Raw genomic sequence first — 22,777 nt, 5'->3', positions numbered from 1 at the left:
GTCTCGGTCGAAAGCGGAGAAAAAGAGGTGTTGACAGCAGCGTGTAACGCTGTAGAATTCGCCTCCCGCTGACGAGAGATCGGAAGCGCAAGTGGTTGAAGTTGCAAAGGAAACTTTGAAAACTTCTTAAAATAACCGCTTGACAGATACAGAGGCTGCTGTAGAATGCGCGCCTCGGTTGAGACGAAAGACTTAACCAACCGCTCTTTAACAACTGAATCAAGCAATTCGTGTGGGTGCTTGTGGAGTCAGACTGATAGTCAAAAAGATTATCAGCATCACAAGTTACTCCGCGAGAAATCAAAGATGTAACCAACGATTGCTGAGCCAAGTTTAGGGTTTTCTCAAAACCCAAAGATGTTTGAACTGAAGAGTTTGATCATGGCTCAGATTGAACGCTGGCGGCAGGCCTAACACATGCAAGTCGAGCGGTAGAGAGGTGCTTGCACCTCTTGAGAGCGGCGGACGGGTGAGTAATGCCTAGGAATCTGCCTGGTAGTGGGGGATAACGTCCGGAAACGGACGCTAATACCGCATACGTCCTACGGGAGAAAGCAGGGGACCTTCGGGCCTTGCGCTATCAGATGAGCCTAGGTCGGATTAGCTAGTTGGTGAGGTAAAGGCTCACCAAGGCGACGATCCGTAACTGGTCTGAGAGGATGATCAGTCACACTGGAACTGAGACACGGTCCAGACTCCTACGGGAGGCAGCAGTGGGGAATATTGGACAATGGGCGAAAGCCTGATCCAGCCATGCCGCGTGTGTGAAGAAGGTCTTCGGATTGTAAAGCACTTTAAGTTGGGAGGAAGGGTACTTACCTAATACGTGAGTATTTTGACGTTACCGACAGAATAAGCACCGGCTAACTCTGTGCCAGCAGCCGCGGTAATACAGAGGGTGCAAGCGTTAATCGGAATTACTGGGCGTAAAGCGCGCGTAGGTGGTTCGTTAAGTTGGATGTGAAATCCCCGGGCTCAACCTGGGAACTGCATCCAAAACTGGCGAGCTAGAGTATGGTAGAGGGTGGTGGAATTTCCTGTGTAGCGGTGAAATGCGTAGATATAGGAAGGAACACCAGTGGCGAAGGCGACCACCTGGACTGATACTGACACTGAGGTGCGAAAGCGTGGGGAGCAAACAGGATTAGATACCCTGGTAGTCCACGCCGTAAACGATGTCAACTAGCCGTTGGGAGCCTTGAGCTCTTAGTGGCGCAGCTAACGCATTAAGTTGACCGCCTGGGGAGTACGGCCGCAAGGTTAAAACTCAAATGAATTGACGGGGGCCCGCACAAGCGGTGGAGCATGTGGTTTAATTCGAAGCAACGCGAAGAACCTTACCAGGCCTTGACATCCAATGAACTTTCCAGAGATGGATTGGTGCCTTCGGGAACATTGAGACAGGTGCTGCATGGCTGTCGTCAGCTCGTGTCGTGAGATGTTGGGTTAAGTCCCGTAACGAGCGCAACCCTTGTCCTTAGTTACCAGCACGTTATGGTGGGCACTCTAAGGAGACTGCCGGTGACAAACCGGAGGAAGGTGGGGATGACGTCAAGTCATCATGGCCCTTACGGCCTGGGCTACACACGTGCTACAATGGTCGGTACAGAGGGTTGCCAAGCCGCGAGGTGGAGCTAATCCCACAAAACCGATCGTAGTCCGGATCGCAGTCTGCAACTCGACTGCGTGAAGTCGGAATCGCTAGTAATCGCGAATCAGAATGTCGCGGTGAATACGTTCCCGGGCCTTGTACACACCGCCCGTCACACCATGGGAGTGGGTTGCACCAGAAGTAGCTAGTCTAACCTTCGGGGGGACGGTTACCACGGTGTGATTCATGACTGGGGTGAAGTCGTAACAAGGTAGCCGTAGGGGAACCTGCGGCTGGATCACCTCCTTAATCGACGACATCAGCTGCTTCATAAGCTCCCACACGAATTGCTTGATTCATTGAAGAAGACGATTGGGTCTGTAGCTCAGTTGGTTAGAGCGCACCCCTGATAAGGGTGAGGTCGGCAGTTCGAATCTGCCCAGACCCACCAATTACTGGTGCACCCTGTAGCGATACGGGGCCATAGCTCAGCTGGGAGAGCGCCTGCCTTGCACGCAGGAGGTCAGCGGTTCGATCCCGCTTGGCTCCACCATTACAGATTGGTGTCCATCGTTTAAAGCTTAGAAATGAGCATTCCGCCCAAGTGGCGATGAATGTTGATTTCTGATCTTTATCAGAATCGTTCTTTAAAAATTTGGGTATGTGATAGAAAGATAGACTGAACACTACTTTCACTGGTAGTGGATCAGGCTAAGGTAAAATTTGTGAGTGGCTCTTAAGAGCATTGCGAATTTTCGGCGAATGTCGTCTTCACAGTATAACCAGATTGCTTGGGGTTATATGGTCAAGTGAAGAAGCGCATACGGTGGATGCCTTGGCAGTCAGAGGCGATGAAAGACGTGGTAGCCTGCGATAAGCTTCGGGGAGTCGGCAAACAGACTTTGATCCGGAGATCTCTGAATGGGGGAACCCAGCCAGCATAAGCTGGTTATCTTGTACTGAATACATAGGTGCAAGAGGCGAACCAGGGGAACTGAAACATCTAAGTACCCTGAGGAAAAGAAATCAACCGAGATTCCCTTAGTAGTGGCGAGCGAACGGGGACTAGCCCTTAAGTGGCTTTGAGATTAGCGGAACGCTCTGGAAAGTGCGGCCATAGTGGGTGATAGCCCTGTACGCGAAAGTCTCTTAGTCATGAAATCGAGTAGGACGGAGCACGAGAAACTTTGTCTGAATATGGGGGGACCATCCTCCAAGGCTAAATACTACTGACTGACCGATAGTGAACTAGTACCGTGAGGGAAAGGCGAAAAGAACCCCGGAGAGGGGAGTGAAATAGATCCTGAAACCGTATGCGTACAAGCAGTGGGAGCAGACTTTGTTCTGTGACTGCGTACCTTTTGTATAATGGGTCAGCGACTTATATTCAGTGGCGAGCTTAACCGAATAGGGGAGGCGTAGCGAAAGCGAGTCTTAATAGGGCGTTTAGTCGCTGGGTATAGACCCGAAACCGGGCGATCTATCCATGGGCAGGTTGAAGGTTAGGTAACACTGACTGGAGGACCGAACCGACTACCGTTGAAAAGTTAGCGGATGACCTGTGGATCGGAGTGAAAGGCTAATCAAGCTCGGAGATAGCTGGTTCTCCTCGAAAGCTATTTAGGTAGCGCCTCATGTATCACTGTAGGGGGTAGAGCACTGTTTCGGCTAGGGGGTCATCCCGACTTACCAAACCGATGCAAACTCCGAATACCTACAAGTGCCGAGCATGGGAGACACACGGCGGGTGCTAACGTCCGTCGTGAAAAGGGAAACAACCCAGACCGTCAGCTAAGGTCCCAAAGTTATGGTTAAGTGGGAAACGATGTGGGAAGGCTTAGACAGCTAGGAGGTTGGCTTAGAAGCAGCCACCCTTTAAAGAAAGCGTAATAGCTCACTAGTCGAGTCGGCCTGCGCGGAAGATGTAACGGGGCTCAAACCATACACCGAAGCTACGGGTATCACGTAAGTGATGCGGTAGAGGAGCGTTCTGTAAGCCTGTGAAGGTGAGTTGAGAAGCTTGCTGGAGGTATCAGAAGTGCGAATGCTGACATGAGTAACGACAATGGGTGTGAAAAACACCCACGCCGAAAGACCAAGGTTTCCTGCGCAACGTTAATCGACGCAGGGTTAGTCGGTCCCTAAGGCGAGGCTGAAAAGCGTAGTCGATGGAAAACAGGTTAATATTCCTGTACTTCTGGTTATTGCGATGGAGGGACGGAGAAGGCTAGGCCAGCTTGGCGTTGGTTGTCCAAGTTTAAGGTGGTAGGCTGAAATCTTAGGTAAATCCGGGGTTTCAAGGCCGAGAGCTGATGACGAGTTACCTTTTAGGTGACGAAGTGGTTGATGCCATGCTTCCAAGAAAAGCTTCTAAGCTTCAGATAACCAGGAACCGTACCCCAAACCGACACAGGTGGTTGGGTAGAGAATACCAAGGCGCTTGAGAGAACTCGGGTGAAGGAACTAGGCAAAATGGCACCGTAACTTCGGGAGAAGGTGCGCCGGTGAGGGTGAAGGACTTGCTCCGTAAGCCCATGCCGGTCGAAGATACCAGGCCGCTGCGACTGTTTATTAAAAACACAGCACTCTGCAAACACGAAAGTGGACGTATAGGGTGTGACGCCTGCCCGGTGCCGGAAGGTTAATTGATGGGGTTAGCTAACGCGAAGCTCTTGATCGAAGCCCCGGTAAACGGCGGCCGTAACTATAACGGTCCTAAGGTAGCGAAATTCCTTGTCGGGTAAGTTCCGACCTGCACGAATGGCGTAACGATGGCGGCGCTGTCTCCACCCGAGACTCAGTGAAATTGAAATCGCTGTGAAGATGCAGTGTATCCGCGGCTAGACGGAAAGACCCCGTGAACCTTTACTATAGCTTTGCACTGGACTTTGAATTTGCTTGTGTAGGATAGGTGGGAGGCTTTGAAGTGGGGACGCCAGTTCTCATGGAGCCATCCTTGAAATACCACCCTGGCAACTTTGAGGTTCTAACTCAGGTCCGTTATCCGGATCGAGGACAGTGTATGGTGGGTAGTTTGACTGGGGCGGTCTCCTCCTAAAGAGTAACGGAGGAGTACGAAGGTGCGCTCAGACCGGTCGGAAATCGGTCGTAGAGTATAAAGGCAAAAGCGCGCTTGACTGCGAGACAGACACGTCGAGCAGGTACGAAAGTAGGTCTTAGTGATCCGGTGGTTCTGTATGGAAGGGCCATCGCTCAACGGATAAAAGGTACTCCGGGGATAACAGGCTGATACCGCCCAAGAGTTCATATCGACGGCGGTGTTTGGCACCTCGATGTCGGCTCATCACATCCTGGGGCTGAAGCCGGTCCCAAGGGTATGGCTGTTCGCCATTTAAAGTGGTACGCGAGCTGGGTTTAGAACGTCGTGAGACAGTTCGGTCCCTATCTGCCGTGGACGTTTGAGATTTGAGAGGGGCTGCTCCTAGTACGAGAGGACCGGAGTGGACGAACCTCTGGTGTTCCGGTTGTCACGCCAGTGGCATTGCCGGGTAGCTATGTTCGGAAAAGATAACCGCTGAAAGCATCTAAGCGGGAAACTTGCCTCAAGATGAGATCTCACTGGAACCTTGAGTTCCCTAAAGGGCCGTCGAAGACTACGACGTTGATAGGTCGGGTGTGTAAGCGCTGTGAGGCGTTGAGCTAACCGATACTAATTGCCCGTGAGGCTTGACCATATAACACCCAAGCAATCTGCGAACTCGAAAGAGACCAGATTGCGGTGTGTGAAGACGCAAGAACCGAAAGTTCGTATTGCTCACAAAGCACCCGCTATTACATACCCATTCGCTGAGGCGTTACTCCTGTAACGAATCGGCTACCGAATTTCTTGACGACCATAGAGCATTGGAACCACCTGATCCCATCCCGAACTCAGAAGTGAAACGATGCATCGCCGATGGTAGTGTGGGGTTTCCCCATGTGAGAGTAGGTCATCGTCAAGATTAAATTCCGAAACCCCAATTGCGAAAGCAGTTGGGGTTTTGTTTTTGTGCGACAAAAATACCCGCAGATGGCAAATGCCCAGCGCCTGGTAGTGCTTGCACGTTTTCTATGCAACGGCCTTGGGCATGGCTATTATGCCTGCCTCATTGTGACGCGAGATTCGCATGCTGACATTGCTGGAGCTTCTTAAAGATGGCCGGTTTCACTCGGGTCAAGCTCTGGGGGCTGCCTTGGGCGTTAGCCGCAGTGCTGTGTGGAAGCAGTTGCAGCAGCTTGAGGCGGACCTGGGGCTCTCCATTTATAAAGTTCGTGGCCGCGGTTATCAGTTGGCTGCCCCTCTGACGCTTCTCAATCCTTCCCTGATTCACGAACAGTCCAAGAGCTGTCCTTGGGCTGTGCTGACCTTTGACTCTATTGACTCCACAAACGCGGAAGCCCTTCGTGCTGTTGAGCGAGGGGTGCCGGCACCGTTCCTGGTGCTGGCCGAGCGACAAACTGCGGGGCGCGGCCGGCGCGGCCGCAAGTGGGTGAGTCCTTTTGCGGAAAACGTTTATTACAGCCTTGTACTGCGTATTGACGGCGGAATGCGTCAGTTGGAAGGGCTTAGCCTCGTAGTGGGTCTAGCCGTCATGCAAACCTTGCGTGAGTTTGGAATTATCGAGGCTGGTTTGAAATGGCCAAATGACGTTTTGGTCGGACGCAAGAAAATTGCCGGAATCCTCTTGGAATTGGTCGGCGATCCTGCAGATGTATGTCATGTGGTTCTGGGGGTTGGGATCAATGGCAATATGCAGAAGGCTGACGAGGTCGATCAGCAGTGGACATCCATGCGACTTGAGTCCGGTAAGCAGATTGATCGTAATCAGGTGATTGCCCGCTTGAGCATGATGTTGAAAGAGTATTTAGAGCGTCACCGGACAAAGGGGTTTTCCACTATTCAGGAGGAGTGGGAGCTCAATCATCTGTGGCAGGGGAAGGCGGTATCTCTGATTGCCGGGGTTAATAAAATAGACGGTTTGGTTATGGGCATCGACCAGCAGGGCGCATTGCGCCTGAAGGTAGACGGAGTTGAGAAAGTCTACAGTGGTGGTGAGCTCAGCTTGAGGTTGCGTGATGATTCTTGAGCTTGATTGCGGGAACAGCTTCATTAAATGGCGCGTGCTGAGTGGCTCCGTGCTTGCGGTGTTCGCAGAGGGGGTGGTTGATTCAGATGATGCCCTGGTGGAAAAGCTTCGCAATCTGAATGGGCTGGCCTTGAGTCGCTGTCGCTTGGTCAGCGTGCGTACTGCTGATGAGACGAACAAGCTTATTTCCGTGTTGGTAGAGGTTTTCGGGATCTTGGTGGTTAGCGCTGCGCCTGCGAGAGAAATGGCTGGCGTTCGAAATGGTTATGAAGAGTTTGAGCGGCTCGGCCTGGATCGCTGGTTGGCCATGCTGGGCGGCTTTCGTCTTGCTGCTGGGGCGTGCCTGGTGCTCGATTTCGGAACGGCTGTCACTGCTGACTTCATTGCAGGGGATGGTGAGCATCTGGGAGGTTTTATCTGTCCGGGGATGCCGCTGATGCGTAATCAGTTGAGAACTCATACGCGTCGAATTCGTTATGACGACCTGTCTGCCGAAAAAGCATTGGTCAGCCTCTTGCCTGGACGGACGACGGTCGAGGCGGTTGAGCGTGGATGCTCGCTCATGTTGAGGGGGTTTGTGCTGACTCAGCTGGAGCTTGCTCGCAACTATTGGGGAGAGGACTTCGTGGTATTCCTCACGGGGGGGGATGCTGATCTGGTTTCTGGGGTCGTGCCGCAGGGGCGGGTAGTCCCTGATCTGGTTTTTGTTGGGCTGGCCATGGCGTGCCCACTGTCCTGAGGTTCTTATGCGCTGGTTGTTCCTGCTGCTCCTGGTTCTCAATGTCTTTTATTACGTCTGGCATCAGCAGGAAGCGCCCTTGCGAGCAAAAGAGGTAACTCCTCTGACTCTGTATAAGGGGGCTCGGCAGGACATTCGCTTGTTGAGTGAGTCTGCAGGTGCGCCTGCAAGGCGCGAAAAGGGAGAGAGCTCCCTTGAGGATTGTCTTTATGTCGGTGGTTTTGCACATCGCGATCAGGCTCAGGTGCTTGAGCAACGCCTATCAGCACAAGGTGTGGATGCCCGGCTAGCGCTTTTGAATCTCCCAGAGATGTCTGGTTACTGGTTGCGTATAGCCCCTGAAAGCAGGCGTTTGGTGGATGAATCGCGGTTGCAGAATCTTGTTAAAGAATTCAATGAGTTAAAACATAAAATAATGTCATGCGAAGGCATTGCAACTACCGAATAGTTTGCATAGAATGGCGCCCGCTCCGCAGTGAAGACCTTTAGAGGTAAGCAATGCGAAGCGAGGTCAACGCAGCTAACCTCAGGTTTTTAATGAGAAAATGCTTGACAGAAGGGTGGCATAGTATAGAATGCTGCCTCGCTTAGGAGGGGTTCCCGAGCGGCCAAAGGGATCAGACTGTAAATCTGACGTCTACGACTTCGAAGGTTCGAATCCTTCCCCCTCCACCAGATTTAGCGTGAGCTGCAGGCTCCGCGGGTATAGTTTAGTGGTAGAACCTCAGCCTTCCAAGCTGATGATGCGGGTTCGATTCCCGCTACCCGCTCCAAGTTTGCAGGTTGTGCAAAGTGTTTCGCTCTTGTAGCTCAGTTGGTAGAGCACACCCTTGGTAAGGGTGAGGTCAGCGGTTCAAATCCGCTCAAGAGCTCCATATAACAAGGCAGATATGAAAATATCTGCCTTTGTTTTAATGGCTAGTGTGGGTTGCTTAATTCTTCTCCTGAGGGTGATTTCGATGGCTAAGGAAAAGTTCGAACGTAATAAGCCGCATGTCAACGTTGGTACCATTGGTCACGTTGACCACGGTAAAACCACTCTGACCGCTGCTCTGACTCGCGTTTGCTCCGAAGTTTTCGGTTCCGCAGTTGTTGACTTCGACAAGATCGACAGCGCTCCGGAAGAGAAGGCTCGTGGTATCACCATCAACACTGCCCACGTAGAGTACGACTCGAACATTCGTCACTACGCGCACGTTGACTGCCCGGGTCACGCCGACTACGTCAAGAATATGATCACCGGTGCTGCCCAGATGGACGGCGCGATCCTGGTTTGCTCGGCCGCTGATGGTCCGATGCCGCAAACCCGTGAGCACATCCTGCTGTCCCGTCAGGTAGGCGTTCCGTACATCGTGGTTTTCCTGAACAAGGCTGACCTGGTAGACGACGCTGAGCTGCTGGAACTGGTCGAGATGGAAGTTCGCGACCTGCTGTCCACCTACGACTTCCCGGGCGATGACACTCCAATCATCATCGGTTCGGCTCGTATGGCGCTGGAAGGCAAAGACGACAACGAGATGGGCACCACTGCTGTTAAGAAGCTGGTGGAAACTCTGGATACCTACATTCCAGAGCCAGAGCGCGCTATCGACAAGCCGTTCCTGATGCCAATCGAAGACGTATTCTCGATCTCTGGTCGCGGTACTGTTGTGACTGGTCGTGTTGAGCGTGGCATCGTCCGTATCCAGGAGGAAGTTGAGATCGTCGGTCTGCGCGACACTCAGAAAACTACCTGCACCGGCGTTGAAATGTTCCGTAAGCTGCTCGACGAAGGTCGTGCTGGCGAGAACTGCGGCGTTCTGCTGCGCGGCACCAAGCGTGACGACGTTGAGCGTGGTCAGGTTCTGGTCAAGCCGGGTTCGGTTAAGCCGCACACCAAGTTCACTGCAGAAGTTTACGTTCTGAGCAAGGAAGAAGGCGGTCGTCACACTCCGTTCTTCAAAGGCTACCGTCCACAGTTCTACTTCCGTACTACTGACGTGACCGGTAACTGCGAGCTGCCAGAAGGCGTTGAAATGGTAATGCCAGGTGACAACATCCAGATGACTGTCACTCTGATCAAAACCATCGCGATGGAAGATGGTCTGCGTTTCGCTATCCGTGAAGGCGGTCGTACCGTCGGCGCTGGCGTCGTAGCCAAAGTCATCGAGTAAGTTCTTGATATATCTCCATCGGGCCGGCATAATGGTCGGCCTGATTTTGTTTTTAGGTCAGTAGCTCAATTGGCAGAGCGACGGTCTCCAAAACCGTAGGTTGGGGGTTCGATTCCCTCCTGACCTGCCAGATTCATTCGGTGTATCTGGCTTTCTTTTCACAGGATCTTCATAGATGACTCCTAAGGCTGAAGCTCAAGGCTCTCGCTTCGATCTGCTCAAGTGGCTTGTGGTAGTCGCTTTGGTGGTTGTTGGCGTTGTCGGTAATCACTACTACTCTGCTTCGCCGATCCTGTACCGTGTACTCGCCTTGCTCGCTATTGCTGCAGTCGCTGCTTTTGTAGGTTTGCAGACTGCCAAGGGCAAGTCTTTCTTTGTACTGGTTAAAGAAGCTCGCACCGAGATTCGTAAAGTCGTATGGCCGACTCGCCAAGAGACCACTCAGACTACGTTGATCGTAGTGGCTGTTGTTCTGGTCATGGCGTTGCTGTTGTGGGGGCTTGACTCCCTGCTCGGCTGGCTTGTTTCCTTGATTGTTGGCTAAGGGTGTCCCGTGGCTAAGCGTTGGTACGTTGTGCATGCTTACTCGGGTTACGAGAAGCATGTTATGCGTTCGTTGATCGAGCGCGTAAAGCTGGCTGGCATGGAAGATGGCTTTGGCGAAATTCTGGTCCCCACTGAAGAAGTGGTTGAGATGCGTAATGGCCAGAAGCGCAAAAGCGAACGTAAGTTCTTCCCTGGTTATGTCTTGGTCCAGATGGATATGAATGAGGGTACTTGGCACTTGGTCAAGGATACTCCTCGGGTGATGGGGTTCATCGGTGGTACTGCCGACAAGCCTGCACCGATCACGGATAAAGAAGCAGAGGCAATTCTGCGTCGCGTCGCTGATGGTAGCGATAAGCCTAAGCCCAAGACACTGTTCGAGCCGGGTGAGGTTGTTCGAGTTACTGACGGTCCGTTTGCTGACTTTAACGGCACCGTTGAAGAGGTTAACTACGAGAAGAGCCGGATTCAGGTCGCTGTGCTCATTTTCGGTCGCTCTACTCCGGTAGAGCTAGAGTTCAGTCAGGTCGAAAAGGCATAACTGAACGAGAATCCCATACCCCGCAGCCCAAGGCTGTGGGGTTTTGTCGTCACTGGGATAAACGCGCAAGTAACCGGGGAGCCTTTCTAGGCGTTTGAACCCGTAATTGGAGTGCCTCATGGCTAAGAAGATTACTGCTTACATCAAGCTGCAAGTGAAGGCCGCACAGGCCAACCCAAGTCCACCCGTCGGTCCAGCTCTGGGTCAGCACGGCGTGAACATCATGGAATTCTGCAAAGCCTTCAACGCCCGTACCCAGGGTCTTGAGCCAGGTCTGCCGACTCCTGTGATCATCACTGTTTACAGTGACCGCAGCTTCACTTTTGAAACTAAGAGCACCCCTGCTTCGGTTCTGCTGAAGAAAGCTGCTGGTCTGACCAGCGGTTCCGCACGTCCGAACACCGTTAAGGTTGGCACCGTTACCCGTGCTCAGCTGGAAGAAATCGCGAAAACCAAAAACGCGGATCTGACTGCAGCTGATATGGATGCAGCCGTGCGTACTATCGCCGGTTCTGCTCGTAGCATGGGCCTTAACGTGGAGGGTGTGTAATGGCTAAGCTGACCAAGCGCCAAAAGGCTATCGCCGGCAAGATTGAAGCGGGCAAGGCCTATAGCTTCGTAGACGCAGCTGCTCTCCTGACCGAGCTGTCGACCGTCAAGTTCAGCGAGTCCGTTGACGTCGCTGTAAACCTGGGCGTTGACCCACGTAAATCCGACCAGGTTGTTCGCAGCGCTACCGTGCTGCCACACGGCACTGGCAAGACTGTACGTGTAGCTGTGTTCACCCAGGGCCCAGCTGCTGAAGCTGCCCTGGCTGCCGGCGCTGATCGCGTAGGTATGGACGACCTGGCTGCCGAAATGAAAGGCGGCGACCTGAACTATGACGTAGTAATTGCTTCCCCTGATGCAATGCGCGTTGTAGGTCAGCTGGGTCAGGTTCTGGGTCCACGTGGCCTGATGCCTAACCCTAAGGTTGGTACCGTAACTCCAGATGTGGCCGCTGCTGTTAAGAACGCCAAGGCTGGTCAGGTTCGTTATCGCACCGACAAAAACGGCATCATCCACACCTCCGTTGGCAAGGTCGGTTTCGACGCTGTCAAGCTGAAGGAAAACGTTGAAGCGCTGATCGCTGATCTGAAGCGTATCAAGCCGGCTTCCTCGAAGGGTATCTATGTCAAGCGCGTTACCCTGAGCACCACCATGGGCCCAGGCCTGGTCATCGACCAAAGCTCGCTGGACGTATAAGACACAGATTGGCGCATGAAAATGCGCCAATTGAAAGATTGGGGTCCCTGCCTGGCGGGGGCTGTCCAAGACCGTAGGCGACGCAAGTCTTAAACCACAAGCCTACGCAGATGGTGCTCCCGGTTCCTTACCGAATCAGACACCAAAACGACATTCGGTCTCGACCGAGTGAAACGGTAACAAGCAGGAGTTAAACCCGTGGCAATTAATCTCGAAGACAAGAAGGCCATCGTCGCTGAAGTCAACGAGGCTGCCAAAGTCGCTCTGTCCGCTGTCGTGGTTGATGCCCGCGGCGTAACAGTAGGCGCAATGACCGGACTCCGTAAAGAGGCTCGTGAAGCTGGCGTTTACGTACGTGTTGTACGTAACACCCTGCTCAAGCGCGCCGTTGCTGATACTGAATACAGTGTCCTCAACGACGTGTTCACCGGCCCGACCCTGATTGCATTCTCGAACGAACATCCGGGCGCTGCTGCCCGTATCTTCAAAGAGTTTGCCAAGGGTCAGGACAAGTTCGAGATCAAGGCAGCTGCGTTCGAGGGCAAGTTCCTCGCAGCTAATCAGATCGACGTACTGGCAACTCTGCCGACCCGTGACGAAGCAATTTCTCAGCTGATGAGCGTGATTCAAGGCGCTACCAGCAAATTGGCTCGTACTCTGGCGGCAATTCGCGACCAGAAAGAAGCTGCTGCAGCCTAAGGCTCGTCAACTTCTCGCGTTTTTTGTTTATTTCGATGGTCGCGTAGGCCGTCCCCCAATTCAGGAATTGAGTCATGTCTCTGACTAACGAACAAATCATCGAAGCAATCGGCCAGAAATCCGTAGTGGAAATCGTTGAGCTGATCAAAGCGATGGAAGAAACTTTCGGCGTTACCGCTGCTGCCGCTTCGGCTGGCCCAGCTGTAGCTGCTGCTGCTGTTGAAGAGCAAACCGAGTTCAACGTTGTTCTGGTTGAAGCCGGCGAGAAGAAAGTAAACGTGATCAAGGCAGTTCGTGAACTGACCGGTCTGGGCCTGAAAGAAGCCAAAGAGAAAGTCGACGGCGCTCCTCAGGTTGTAGCTGAAGGCGTTTCGAAAGAAGCTGCTGAAGACGCTAAGAAGAAGCTGGAAGAAGCAGGCGCTAAAGTCGAACTGAAATAAGTATCGACTTTGCTCCTCCAGCCCGAGCGTCAAGCGACAGGCTGATGGCTGGTGGCTTTTGCCACCGGCCTTTTTCCGTTATTGGCAGCCGACTGGGTCGGTGCTGATAACGAGCTGTAACCACCCGATGCGGTGGCGCAAACCATGGGGTTTGCACGATTTTCTGGCTGCTCCCGTCGGGAGGGGCCAAACAAGCAGGTGACCAAGCTGGGGAACGCTGATGGCTTACTCATACACTGAGAAAAAACGTATCCGCAAGGACTTTAGCAAGTTGCCGGACGTCATGGATGTGCCGTACCTCCTGGCCATCCAGCTGGATTCGTATCGTGAATTCTTGCAAGCGGGAGCGACTAAAGATCAGTTCCGCGACGTGGGCCTGCATGCGGCCTTCAAATCCGTTTTCCCGATCATCAGCTACTCCGGCAATGCTGCGTTGGAGTATGTCGGTTATCGCCTGGGCGAACCGGCATTTGATGTCAAAGAATGCGTGCTGCGCGGTGTAACTTACGCCGTACCTTTGCGGGTAAAAGTTCGCCTGATCATTTTCGACAAAGAATCGTCGAACAAAGCGATCAAGGACATCAAAGAGCAAGAAGTCTACATGGGTGAAATTCCCCTGATGACTGAGAACGGTACCTTCGTAATCAACGGTACCGAGCGTGTGATCGTTTCCCAGTTGCACCGTTCCCCTGGCGTATTCTTCGACCACGACCGTGGCAAGACGCACAGCTCCGGTAAGCTGCTGTACTCCGCACGTATCATTCCTTACCGCGGTTCCTGGTTGGACTTCGAGTTCGATCCGAAAGACTGCGTATTCGTGCGTATCGACCGTCGCCGCAAGCTGCCTGCATCGGTATTGCTGCGTGCGCTGGGCTACACCACTGAAGAAGTTCTGGACGCTTTCTACACCACCAACGTATTCCATGTACGCGGCGAGAGCCTGAGCCTGGAGTTGGTGCCTCAGCGCCTGCGTGGTGAGATTGCCGTCCTCGATATCCAGGATGACAAAGGCAAGGTCATTGTCGAGCAGGGCCGTCGTATCACTGCTCGCCATATCAACCAGCTGGAAAAAGCCGGGATCAAAGAGCTGGATGTGCCTCTGGATTATGTCCTGGGCCGCACCACCGCCAAGGCTATCGTGCACCCGGCTACCGGCGAAATCCTGGCAGAGTGCAACACCGAGCTGAACACCGAGCTCCTGGCGAAGATCGCCAAGGCTCAGGTCGTGCGTATCGAAACGCTGTACACCAACGACATCGATTGCGGGCCGTTCGTTTCCGATACCCTGAAGATCGACTCGACCACGAACCAGCTGGAAGCGTTGGTAGAGATCTACCGCATGATGCGTCCTGGCGAGCCTCCGACCAAGGATGCGGCCGAGACCCTGTTCAACAATCTGTTCTTCAGCCCAGAGCGCTATGATCTGTCCGCTGTTGGCCGGATGAAGTTCAACCGTCGTATCGGTCGTACCGAGATCGAAGGTTCGGGCGTGCTGTGCAAGGAAGACATCGTTGCGGTCCTGAAGACTCTGGTCGACATCCGTAACGGCAAAGGCATCGTCGATGACATCGACCACCTGGGTAACCGTCGTGTTCGCTGTGTGGGCGAGATGGCCGAGAACCAGTTCCGCGTTGGCCTGGTGCGTGTAGAACGCGCGGTCAAAGAGCGTCTGTCGATGGCTGAAAGCGAAGGCCTGATGCCGCAAGACCTGATCAACGCCAAGCCAGTGGCCGCGGCGGTGAAAGAGTTCTTCGGTTCCAGCCAGCTGTCCCAGTTCATGGACCAGAACAACCCGTTGTCCGAGATTACCCACAAGCGTCGTGTCTCTGCACTCGGCCCTGGCGGTTTGACTCGTGAGCGTGCGGGCTTCGAAGTTCGTGACGTACACCCGACTCACTACGGCCGTGTGTGCCCGATCGAGACGCCGGAAGGTCCGAACATCGGTTTGATCAACTCCCTGGCCGCCTATGCCCGCACCAACCAGTACGGTTTCCTCGAGAGCCCGTACCGAGTGGTGAAAGAAGGCCTGGTGACCGACGAGATCGTGTTCCTGTCCGCGATCGAAGAAGCCGATCATGTGATCGCGCAGGCTTCGGCGACCATGAACGAAAAAGGTCAGCTGATCGACGAGCTGGTAGCTGTTCGTCACCTGAACGAATTCACCGTCAAGGCGCCGGAAGACGTCACCCTGATGGACGTTTCGCCGAAGCAGGTAGTTTCGGTCGCTGCGTCGCTGATTCCGTTCCTCGAGCACGACGACGCCAACCGTGCGTTGATGGGTTCGAACATGCAGCGTCAGGCTGTACCAACCCTGCGCGCCGACAAGCCGCTGGTCGGTACCGGCATGGAGCGCAACGTTGCCCGTGACTCCGGCGTTTGCGTCGTGGCTCGTCGTGGCGGCGTGATCGACTCGGTCGATGCCAGCCGTATCGTGGTTCGTGTTGCGGATGACGAAGTTGAGCCGGGCGAAGCCGGTGTCGACATCTACAACCTGACCAAATACACCCGCTCGAACCAGAACACCTGCATCAACCAGCGTCCGCTGGTGAGCAAGGGCGATCGCGTTCAGCGTAGCGATATCATGGCTGACGGCCCGTCCACCGACATGGGTGAACTGGCACTGGGTCAGAACATGCGTATCGCGTTCATGGCATGGAACGGCTTCAACTTCGAAGACTCCATCTGCCTGTCCGAGCGTGTGGTTCAGGAAGACCGCTTCACCACGATCCACATCCAGGAACTGACCTGCGTGGCTCGTGACACCAAGCTTGGCCCAGAGGAAATCACCGCGGACATCCCGAACGTGGGTGAGGCTGCGCTGAACAAGCTGGACGAGGCCGGTATCGTTTATGTAGGTGCTGAAGTTGGCGCCGGCGACATCCTGGTCGGCAAGGTCACTCCGAAAGGCGAGACCCAGCTGACTCCGGAAGAAAAGCTGCTGCGTGCGATCTTCGGTGAGAAGGCCAGCGACGTTAAAGACACTTCCCTGCGCGTACCTACCGGTACCAAGGGTACTGTTATCGACGTACAGGTATTCACTCGTGACGGCGTGGAGCGCGACGCGCGTGCCCTGTCGATCGAGAAGAGCCAGCTCGACGAGATCCGTAAGGATCTGAACGAAGAGTTCCGTATCGTTGAAGGCGCCACTTTCGAACGTCTGCGTTCCGCTCTGGTCGGCCATAAAGCCGAAGGCGGCGCCGGTCTGAAGAAAGGTCAGGAAATCACCGACGAAGTACTCGACGGTCTCGAGCACGGCCAGTGGTTCAAGCTGCGCATGGCTGAAGATGCTCTGAACGAGCAGCTCGAGAAGGCTCAGGCCTACATCGTTGATCGTCGCCGTCTGCTGGACGACAAGTTCGAAGACAAGAAGCGCAAACTGCAGCAGGGCGATGACCTGGCTCCGGGCGTGCTGAAAATCGTCAAGGTTTACCTGGCAATCCGTCGCCGCATCCAGCCGGGCGACAAGATGGCCGGTCGTCACGGTAACAAAGGTGTGGTCTCCGTGATCATGCCGGTTGAAGACATGCCGCACGATGCCAATGGCACCCCGGTCGACGTCGTCCTCAACCCGTTGGGCGTACCTTCGCGTATGAACGTTGGTCAGATTCTCGAAACCCACCTGGGCCTCGCGGCCAAAGGCCTGGGCGAGAAGATCAACCGTATGGTCGAAGAGCAGCGCAAGGTCGCGGAACTGCGTAAGTTCCTGGACGAGATCTACAACCAGATCGGCGGCCGTAACGAAGATCTGGATAGCTTCTCCGATCAGGAAATCCTGGATCTGGCGAAAAACCTGCGCGGCGGTGTGCCAATGGCTACGCCGGTGTTCGACGGTGCCAAGGAAAGCGAAATCAAGGCCATGCTGAAACTGGCGGACCTGCCAGAAAGCGGCCAGATGCAGCTGACCGACGGTCGTACCGGCAACAAGTTCGAGCGCCCGGTTACCGTTGGCTACATGTACATGCTGAAGCTGAACCACTTGGTAGACGACAAGATGCACGCTCGTTCTACTGGTTCGTACAGCCTGGTTACCCAGCAGCCGCTGGGTGGTAAGGCGCAGTTCGGTGGTCAGCGTTTCGGGGAGATGGAGGTCTGGGCACTGGAAGCATACGGTGCTGCATACACTCTGCAAGAAATGCTCACAGTGAAGTCGGACGATGTGAACGGTCGGACCAAGATGTACAAAAACATCGTGGACGGCGATCACCGTATGGAGCCGGGCATGCCCGAGTCCTTCAACGTGTTGATCAAAGAAATTCGTTCCCTCGGCATCGATATCGATCTGGAAACCGAATAACACGTGACGCGAATCGAGAGCGGGGCAGGATTGCCCGCTCTCTGCTCCGCCAGGAGGAAAGGCCTTGAAAGACCTACTGAATTTGCTGAAAAACCAGGGTCAAGTCGAAGAGTTCGACGCCATCCGTATCGGACTGGCCTCGCCTGAGATGATCCGTTCGTGGTCGTTCGGTGAAGTTAAAAAGCCGGAAACCATCAACTACCGTACGTTCAAGCCTGAGCGTGACGGCCTGTTCTGCGCCAAGATCTTTGGCCCGGTAAAGGATTACGAGTGCCTGTGCGGTAAGTACAAGCGCTTGAAGCACCGCGGTGTGATCTGCGAGAAGTGCGGCGTTGAAGTCGCGCTGGCCAAGGTTCGTCGTGAGCGCATGGCGCACATCGAACTGGCTTCGCCGGTTGCCCACATCTGGTTCCTGAAGTCGTTGCCGTCCCGTATCGGCCTGCTGATGGACATGACCCTGCGTGATATCGAGCGTGTTCTCTATTTCGAGAGCTATGTCGTTATCGATCCGGGCATGACCACCCTTGAGAAAGGTCAGCTGCTGAACGACGAGCAGTACTTCGAAGCGCTGGAAGAGTTCGGCGACGACTTCGATGCCCGCATGGGTGCCGAGGCTGTCCGCGAGCTGCTGCACGCTATCGACCTGGAACACGAGATTGGCCGTCTGCGTGAAGAGATTCCGCAAACCAACTCGGAAACCAAAATCAAGAAGCTGTCCAAGCGTCTGAAGTTGATGGAAGCCTTCCAGGGTTCCGGCAACCTGCCAGAGTGGATGGTGCTGACCGTTCTGCCGGTTCTGCCGCCAGACCTGCGTCCACTGGTCCCGCTGGATGGCGGTCGCTTCGCGACTTCCGACCTCAACGATCTGTATCGTCGAGTGATCAACCGTAACAACCGCTTGAAGCGCCTGCTGGATCTGTCCGCTCCGGACATCATCGTGCGCAACGAAAAGCGTATGTTGCAGGAAGCTGTCGACGCATTGCTCGACAACGGTCGTCGTGGTCGCGCTATCACCGGTTCGAACAAGCGTCCTCTGAAATCCCTGGCCGACATGATCAAGGGTAAGCAAGGTCGTTTCCGTCAGAACTTGCTCGGTAAGCGTGTTGACTACTCCGGTCGTTCGGTAATTACCGTAGGTCCGACCCTGCGTCTGCACCAGTGCGGCCTGCCTAAGAAAATGGCTCTCGAGCTGTTCAAACCGTTCATTTTCGGCAAGCTGGAAATGCGTGGCCTGGCCACCACCATCAAAGCCGCGAAGAAGATGGTCGAGCGCGAGCTGCCTGAGGTTTGGGACGTTCTCGCCGAAGTGATCCGCGAACACCCAGTGCTCCTCAACCGTGCACCGACCCTTCACCGTCTGGGCATTCAGGCGTTCGAACCGGTACTGATCGAAGGCAAGGCTATCCAGCTGCACCCTCTGGTCTGTGCCGCGTACAACGCCGACTTCGACGGCGACCAAATGGCCGTGCACGTACCGCTGACCCTGGAAGCCCAGCTGGAAGCGCGTGCGTTGATGATGTCGACCAACAACATCCTGTCGCCTGCCAACGGTGAGCCGATCATCGTTCCGTCGCAGGACGTTGTATTGGGTCTGTACTACATGACTCGTGAAGCGATCAACGCCAAGGGCGAAGGTCGTGTGTTCGCGGACCTGCAGGAAGTCGACCGTGTGTTCCGTGCTGGCGAAGCCGCACTGCATGCCAAGATCAAGGTGCGGATCACCGAAACCGTCAACGATCGTGATGGTGGCAGCGTGACCAACACCCGTATCGTCGACACTACCGTTGGTCGTGCGCTGTTGTTCCAGGTTGTGCCAAAAGGCCTGTCCTTCGATGTCGTCAACCTGCCGATGAAGAAGAAGGCGATCTCCAAGCTGATCAACCAGTGCTATCGCGTGGTGGGTCTGAAAGAGACCGTGATCTTCGCTGACCAGTTGATGTACACCGGTTTTGCCTACTCGACCATTTCCGGCGTTTCCATCGGTGTTAACGACTTCGTTATCCCGGACGAGAAAGCCCGCATCATCGGTACTGCTACCGATGAAGTGAAAGAGATCGAGAGCCAGTACGCCTCCGGCCTGGTAACCCAGGGCGAGAAGTACAACAAAGTGATCGACCTTTGGTCGAAAGCGAACGACGAAGTTTCCAAGGCGATGATGGCCAACCTCTCGAAAGAGAAAGTGGTCGACCGCAATGGCGACGAAGTCGAGCAGGAATCCTTCAACTCGATGTACATGATGGCCGACTCGGGGGCGCGGGGTTCCGCAGCACAGATTCGTCAGCTGGCCGGTATGCGTGGTCTGATGGCCAAGCCGGACGGCTCCATCATCGAAACGCCGATTACTGCGAACTTCCGTGAAGGTCTGAGCGTACTCCAGTACTTCATCTCGACTCACGGTGCTCGTAAAGGTCTGGCGGATACCGCGTTGAAAACTGCGAACTCCGGTTACCTGACTCGTCGTCTGGTAGACGTGGCGCAGGATCTGGTTGTAACCGAGATCGACTGTGGCACCGAGCACGGCCTGGTGATGACTCCGCACATTGAAGGCGGTGACGTTGTAGAGCCGCTGGGTGAACGCGTGTTGGGTCGTGTTATCGCCCGTGACGTATTCAAGCCTGGTACCGAGGACGTCATCGTTCCTGCTGGCACCCTGGTCGACGAGAAGTGGGTCGAATTCATCGAGCTGAACAGCATCGACGAAGTGATCGTGCGTTCGCCAATCAGCTGCGAAACCCGCTACGGCATCTGCGCCAAGTGCTACGGCCGTGACCTGGCTCGTGGTCACCTGGTGAACATTGGTGAAGCTGTCGGCGTTATCGCTGCCCAGTCGATCGGTGAGCCGGGTACCCAGCTGACGATGCGTACGTTCCACATCGGTGGTGCGGCGAGCCGGACCTCCGCGGCCGACAGCGTTCAGGTGAAGAATGGCGGTACCGTCCGTCTGCACAACCTGAAGCACGTTGAGCGAGTGGACGGCCACCTGGTTGCAGTGTCCCGTTCCGGTGAGCTGGCAATCGCTGACGACTTCGGTCGTGAGCGCGAGCGCTACAAGCTGCCGTACGGTGCCGTGATTTCGGTTAAAGAGGGTGACAAGGTCGACGCTGGCTCCATCGTGGCCAAGTGGGACCCGCACACCCACCCGATCGTTACCGAAATGAAAGGTACCGTGACCTACGTGGGCATGGAAGAAGGCATCACGATCAAGCGTCAGACAGACGAATTGACCGGTATGACCAACATTGAAGTCCTCGATGTCAAAGATCGTCCAGCTGCCGGTAAGGACATCCGTCCTGCCGTGAAGATGGTCGGTGATGATGGCAAGGACCTGCTGCTGCCGGGTACCGACGTACCGGCTCAGTACTTCCTGCCAGCCAACGCCCTGGTCGGTGTTGCGGACGGTGCGCGGATCGCGATCGGTGATGTTATCGCTCGTATTCCGCAAGAAACTTCGAAAACTCGCGACATCACCGGTGGTCTGCCGCGTGTTGCCGACCTGTTCGAAGCTCGTCGTCCGAAAGAGGCTTCGATTCTGGCTGAGGTCAGCGGGACCATCGCGTTCGGTAAAGAGACCAAGGGCAAGCGTCGCCTGGTCATTACCCCGAACGACGGTAGCGATCCGTACGAAGAGCTGATTCCGAAGTGGCGCCACCTGAACGTCTTCGAAGGTGAGCAGGTAAACCGCGGCGAAGTTATCTCCGACGGCCCAAGCGATCCACACGACATCCTGCGTCTGCTGGGTGTGAGTGCGCTGGCCAAGTACATCGTTAACGAGATCCAGGACGTTTACCGTCTGCAAGGCGTGAAGATCAACGACAAGCACATCGAGACGATCCTGCGTCAGATGCTGCGTAAAGTTGAGATCTCCGAGTCCGGTGATTCCAGCTTCATCAAGGGCGACCAGATGGAACTGACTCACGTACTGGTGGAGAACGAGCGCCTGAACACGGAAGACAAGTTCATCGCCAAGTTCACCCGTGTTCTGCTGGGTATCACCAAGGCGTCGTTGTCGACCGAATCGTTCATCTCGGCGGCCTCTTTCCAGGAGACCACCCGCGTACTGACCGAGGCGGCGGTAACCGGCAAGCGCGACTACCTGCGCGGCCTGAAAGAAAACGTGGTCGTGGGTCGCCTGATCCCGGCTGGTACCGGCCTGGCGTATCACAGCGAGCGTAAGCGTCGTCGTGATGCCGACAAGCCGCTGCGTGTGAGCGCAAGTGAAGTTGAAGCTGCACTGACCGAAGCGCTGAACTCCAGCGGGAACTGAGGTCTGCAGTAGATTGAGATAGGGCCCCGGTTTTTTCGCTCACGAATCAAGACAATTTGTCGGGGTTCGCTGATCGGGGAGGCCGGGGCCTTGCCTTGACTGGGGTCAAGATCCTCTTTAGACTCTTGTACCCCTAAATTTGGTGGGGCCTGTGCCCTGCCATTTTGTTTATGTCGAAAGACAACAGTGGAGCTAGTAGATGGCAACTATCAACCAGCTGGTACGTCAGCCGCGTAAGCGTATCGTCGAGAAATCCGACGTACCTGCGCTGCAGAACTGCCCGCAACGTCGTGGCGTATGCACTCGCGTGTATACCACTACGCCGAAAAAACCTAACTCGGCACTGCGTAAAGTATGCCGTGTGCGTCTGACCAACGGTTTCGAGGTTTCCTCGTACATCGGTGGTGAAGGCCACAACCTGCAAGAGCACAGCGTGGTACTGATCCGCGGCGGTCGTGTAAAAGACTTGCCGGGTGTTCGTTATCACACCGTTCGCGGCTCCCTGGATACCTCCGGCGTTAAAGGTCGTAACCAAGGTCGTTCGAAGTACGGTACCAAGCGTCCGAAGTAATCGGTCGTTTTGCAGTTAATTATTTTATTGAGTCGATAAGAGTAAGGTCGGGCACGAGTCCTTTGGATCAACTGTCCCGAGCTAACCTGAAGACCGTTTGAGGGCTTATCATGCCAAGACGTCGCGTAGCAGCCAAACGTGAGATTCTGGACGATCCGAAATACGGAAGCCAGATCCTCGCCAAGTTCATGAACCACGTAATGGAAAGCGGTAAGAAAGCCGTTGCCGAACGTATCGTTTATGGCGCACTGGAAAAAGTTAAAGAGCGCAAGAACAGCGATCCCCTGGAAATCTTCGAGAAAGCTCTCGACGCCATCGCTCCGCTGGTCGAAGTGAAGTCGCGCCGTGTTGGCGGTGCTACTTACCAGGTTCCGGTCGAAGTTCGTCCGTCCCGTCGTAACGCTCTGGCAATGCGCTGGTTGGTAGACTTCGCCCGTAAGCGCGGCGAGAAGTCTATGGCTCTGCGCTTGGCTGGCGAACTGCTGGACGCTGCCGAAGGCAAAGGTGCTGCAGTTAAGAAGCGTGAAGACGTACACCGTATGGCTGAGGCCAACAAGGCTTTCTCGCACTACCGCTTCTAATATCGGCATCATTCATTTTGCGAGGG

Annotated in this window: 14 protein-coding genes, 6 tRNA genes and 3 rRNA genes; all 23 read left to right on the top strand. The window is 54.8% G+C overall.

Going from position 1 to position 22,777, the window contains the following annotated elements; genetic code table 11:
* The first annotated feature begins 363 nt into the window (after positions 1-363).
* The 23 genes from TO66_RS28280 (at position 364) to rpsG (ending at position 22,751) form a co-directional block, all read left to right on the top strand.
* A 16S ribosomal RNA gene (locus TO66_RS28280) occupies positions 364-1,900 on the top strand.
* A gap of 65 nt (positions 1,901-1,965) precedes the next feature.
* Positions 1,966-2,042, top strand: a tRNA-Ile gene (locus TO66_RS28275).
* 26 nt (positions 2,043-2,068) lie between these two features.
* Positions 2,069-2,144: transfer RNA gene (locus TO66_RS28270), tRNA-Ala, on the top strand.
* A 250-nt stretch (positions 2,145-2,394) separates the two neighbouring features.
* Positions 2,395-5,286, top strand: a 23S ribosomal RNA gene (locus TO66_RS28265).
* Between the two features lie 151 nt (positions 5,287-5,437).
* Positions 5,438-5,553, top strand: a 5S ribosomal RNA gene (gene rrf / locus TO66_RS28260).
* Together the 16S, 23S and 5S rRNA genes with 2 tRNA genes alongside form the textbook arrangement of a ribosomal RNA operon.
* A gap of 165 nt (positions 5,554-5,718) precedes the next feature.
* The gene (gene birA, locus TO66_RS28255) at positions 5,719-6,678 is read left to right on the top strand and encodes a bifunctional biotin--[acetyl-CoA-carboxylase] ligase/biotin operon repressor BirA (protein ID WP_044465338.1); all 960 of its coding nucleotides are present in this window, start codon (positions 5,719-5,721) and stop codon (positions 6,676-6,678) included.
* Complete coding sequence (locus TO66_RS28250; RefSeq protein ID WP_044465337.1) at positions 6,668-7,417, top strand: pantothenate kinase; 750 nt, start codon at positions 6,668-6,670, stop codon at positions 7,415-7,417. Before birA ends, TO66_RS28250 begins: the two co-directional genes overlap by 11 nt.
* A gap of 7 nt (positions 7,418-7,424) precedes the next feature.
* On the top strand, positions 7,425-7,865 hold the full coding sequence (locus TO66_RS33000) for a hypothetical protein (RefSeq protein WP_080925910.1): 441 nt from the start codon (positions 7,425-7,427) through the stop codon (positions 7,863-7,865).
* Positions 7,866-8,007: 142 nt separating this feature from the next.
* Positions 8,008-8,092: transfer RNA gene (locus TO66_RS28245), tRNA-Tyr, on the top strand.
* Between the two features lie 24 nt (positions 8,093-8,116).
* A tRNA-Gly gene (locus tag TO66_RS28240) sits at positions 8,117-8,190 on the top strand.
* A gap of 26 nt (positions 8,191-8,216) precedes the next feature.
* Positions 8,217-8,292: transfer RNA gene (locus tag TO66_RS28235), tRNA-Thr, on the top strand.
* A gap of 84 nt (positions 8,293-8,376) precedes the next feature.
* Positions 8,377-9,570, top strand: a complete 1,194-nt coding sequence (tuf, locus tag TO66_RS28230) for an elongation factor Tu (RefSeq protein ID WP_044465331.1) — start codon at positions 8,377-8,379, stop codon at positions 9,568-9,570.
* Positions 9,571-9,624: 54 nt separating this feature from the next.
* Positions 9,625-9,700 (top strand) — tRNA-Trp (locus tag TO66_RS28225).
* Positions 9,701-9,745: 45 nt separating this feature from the next.
* On the top strand, positions 9,746-10,114 hold the full coding sequence (secE, locus tag TO66_RS28220) for a preprotein translocase subunit SecE (protein WP_044465336.1): 369 nt from the start codon (positions 9,746-9,748) through the stop codon (positions 10,112-10,114).
* 9 nt (positions 10,115-10,123) lie between these two features.
* Entirely contained in the window at positions 10,124-10,657 is a 534-nt protein-coding gene (nusG, locus tag TO66_RS28215; RefSeq protein ID WP_002555501.1) for a transcription termination/antitermination protein NusG, read from the top strand.
* Positions 10,658-10,775: 118 nt separating this feature from the next.
* A complete protein-coding gene (rplK, locus tag TO66_RS28210) occupies positions 10,776-11,207 on the top strand; it encodes a 50S ribosomal protein L11 (RefSeq protein ID WP_003176435.1) in 432 nt (143 codons plus the stop codon).
* A complete protein-coding gene (gene rplA / locus TO66_RS28205; protein WP_044465335.1) occupies positions 11,207-11,902 on the top strand; it encodes a 50S ribosomal protein L1 in 696 nt (231 codons plus the stop codon). Before rplK ends, rplA begins: the two co-directional genes overlap by 1 nt.
* Positions 11,903-12,100: 198 nt before the next feature.
* Complete coding sequence (gene rplJ, locus TO66_RS28200; protein ID WP_003228752.1) at positions 12,101-12,601, top strand: 50S ribosomal protein L10; 501 nt, start codon at positions 12,101-12,103, stop codon at positions 12,599-12,601.
* Between the two features lie 74 nt (positions 12,602-12,675).
* Entirely contained in the window at positions 12,676-13,041 is a 366-nt protein-coding gene (gene rplL / locus TO66_RS32995) for a 50S ribosomal protein L7/L12 (RefSeq protein ID WP_041074960.1), read from the top strand.
* A 220-nt stretch (positions 13,042-13,261) separates the two neighbouring features.
* Positions 13,262-17,335, top strand: a complete 4,074-nt coding sequence (gene rpoB, locus TO66_RS28190; RefSeq protein ID WP_044465334.1) for a DNA-directed RNA polymerase subunit beta — start codon at positions 13,262-13,264, stop codon at positions 17,333-17,335.
* Positions 17,336-17,399: 64 nt separating this feature from the next.
* Complete coding sequence (rpoC, locus tag TO66_RS28185) at positions 17,400-21,599, top strand: DNA-directed RNA polymerase subunit beta' (RefSeq protein WP_044465333.1); 4,200 nt, start codon at positions 17,400-17,402, stop codon at positions 21,597-21,599.
* 199 nt (positions 21,600-21,798) lie between these two features.
* Positions 21,799-22,170, top strand: coding sequence for a 30S ribosomal protein S12 (rpsL, locus tag TO66_RS28180; protein WP_003186084.1), 372 nt, complete (start codon positions 21,799-21,801; stop codon positions 22,168-22,170).
* Positions 22,171-22,280: 110 nt separating this feature from the next.
* Positions 22,281-22,751, top strand: a complete 471-nt coding sequence (gene rpsG / locus TO66_RS28175) for a 30S ribosomal protein S7 (RefSeq protein ID WP_007925959.1) — start codon at positions 22,281-22,283, stop codon at positions 22,749-22,751.
* Positions 22,752-22,777 lie beyond the last annotated feature (26 nt).

It is taken from the genome of Pseudomonas sp. MRSN 12121, from assembly GCF_000931465.1.
Taxonomy (GTDB): domain Bacteria; phylum Pseudomonadota; class Gammaproteobacteria; order Pseudomonadales; family Pseudomonadaceae; genus Aquipseudomonas.
This window is presented reverse-complemented; position numbering and strand designations above follow the sequence as displayed.

Excerpts from the sequence above, each read along its gene's own strand:
- TO66_RS33000 (WP_080925910.1), top strand. The coding sequence starts at position 7,425 with ATGCGCTGGTTGTTCCTGCTGCTCCTGGTTCTCAATGTCTTTTATTAC.
- rpsL (WP_003186084.1), top strand. The coding sequence starts at position 21,799 with ATGGCAACTATCAACCAGCTGGTACGTCAGCCGCGTAAGCGTATCGTC.
- rpsG (WP_007925959.1), top strand. The coding sequence starts at position 22,281 with ATGCCAAGACGTCGCGTAGCAGCCAAACGTGAGATTCTGGACGATCCG.
- rplK (WP_003176435.1), top strand. The coding sequence starts at position 10,776 with ATGGCTAAGAAGATTACTGCTTACATCAAGCTGCAAGTGAAGGCCGCA.
- tuf (WP_044465331.1), top strand. The coding sequence starts at position 8,377 with ATGGCTAAGGAAAAGTTCGAACGTAATAAGCCGCATGTCAACGTTGGT.
- secE (WP_044465336.1), top strand. The coding sequence starts at position 9,746 with ATGACTCCTAAGGCTGAAGCTCAAGGCTCTCGCTTCGATCTGCTCAAG.
- rpoB (WP_044465334.1), top strand. The coding sequence starts at position 13,262 with ATGGCTTACTCATACACTGAGAAAAAACGTATCCGCAAGGACTTTAGC.
- rplL (WP_041074960.1), top strand. The coding sequence starts at position 12,676 with ATGTCTCTGACTAACGAACAAATCATCGAAGCAATCGGCCAGAAATCC.
- rplA (WP_044465335.1), top strand. The coding sequence starts at position 11,207 with ATGGCTAAGCTGACCAAGCGCCAAAAGGCTATCGCCGGCAAGATTGAA.
- birA (WP_044465338.1), top strand. The coding sequence starts at position 5,719 with ATGCTGACATTGCTGGAGCTTCTTAAAGATGGCCGGTTTCACTCGGGT.
- TO66_RS28250 (WP_044465337.1), top strand. The coding sequence starts at position 6,668 with ATGATTCTTGAGCTTGATTGCGGGAACAGCTTCATTAAATGGCGCGTG.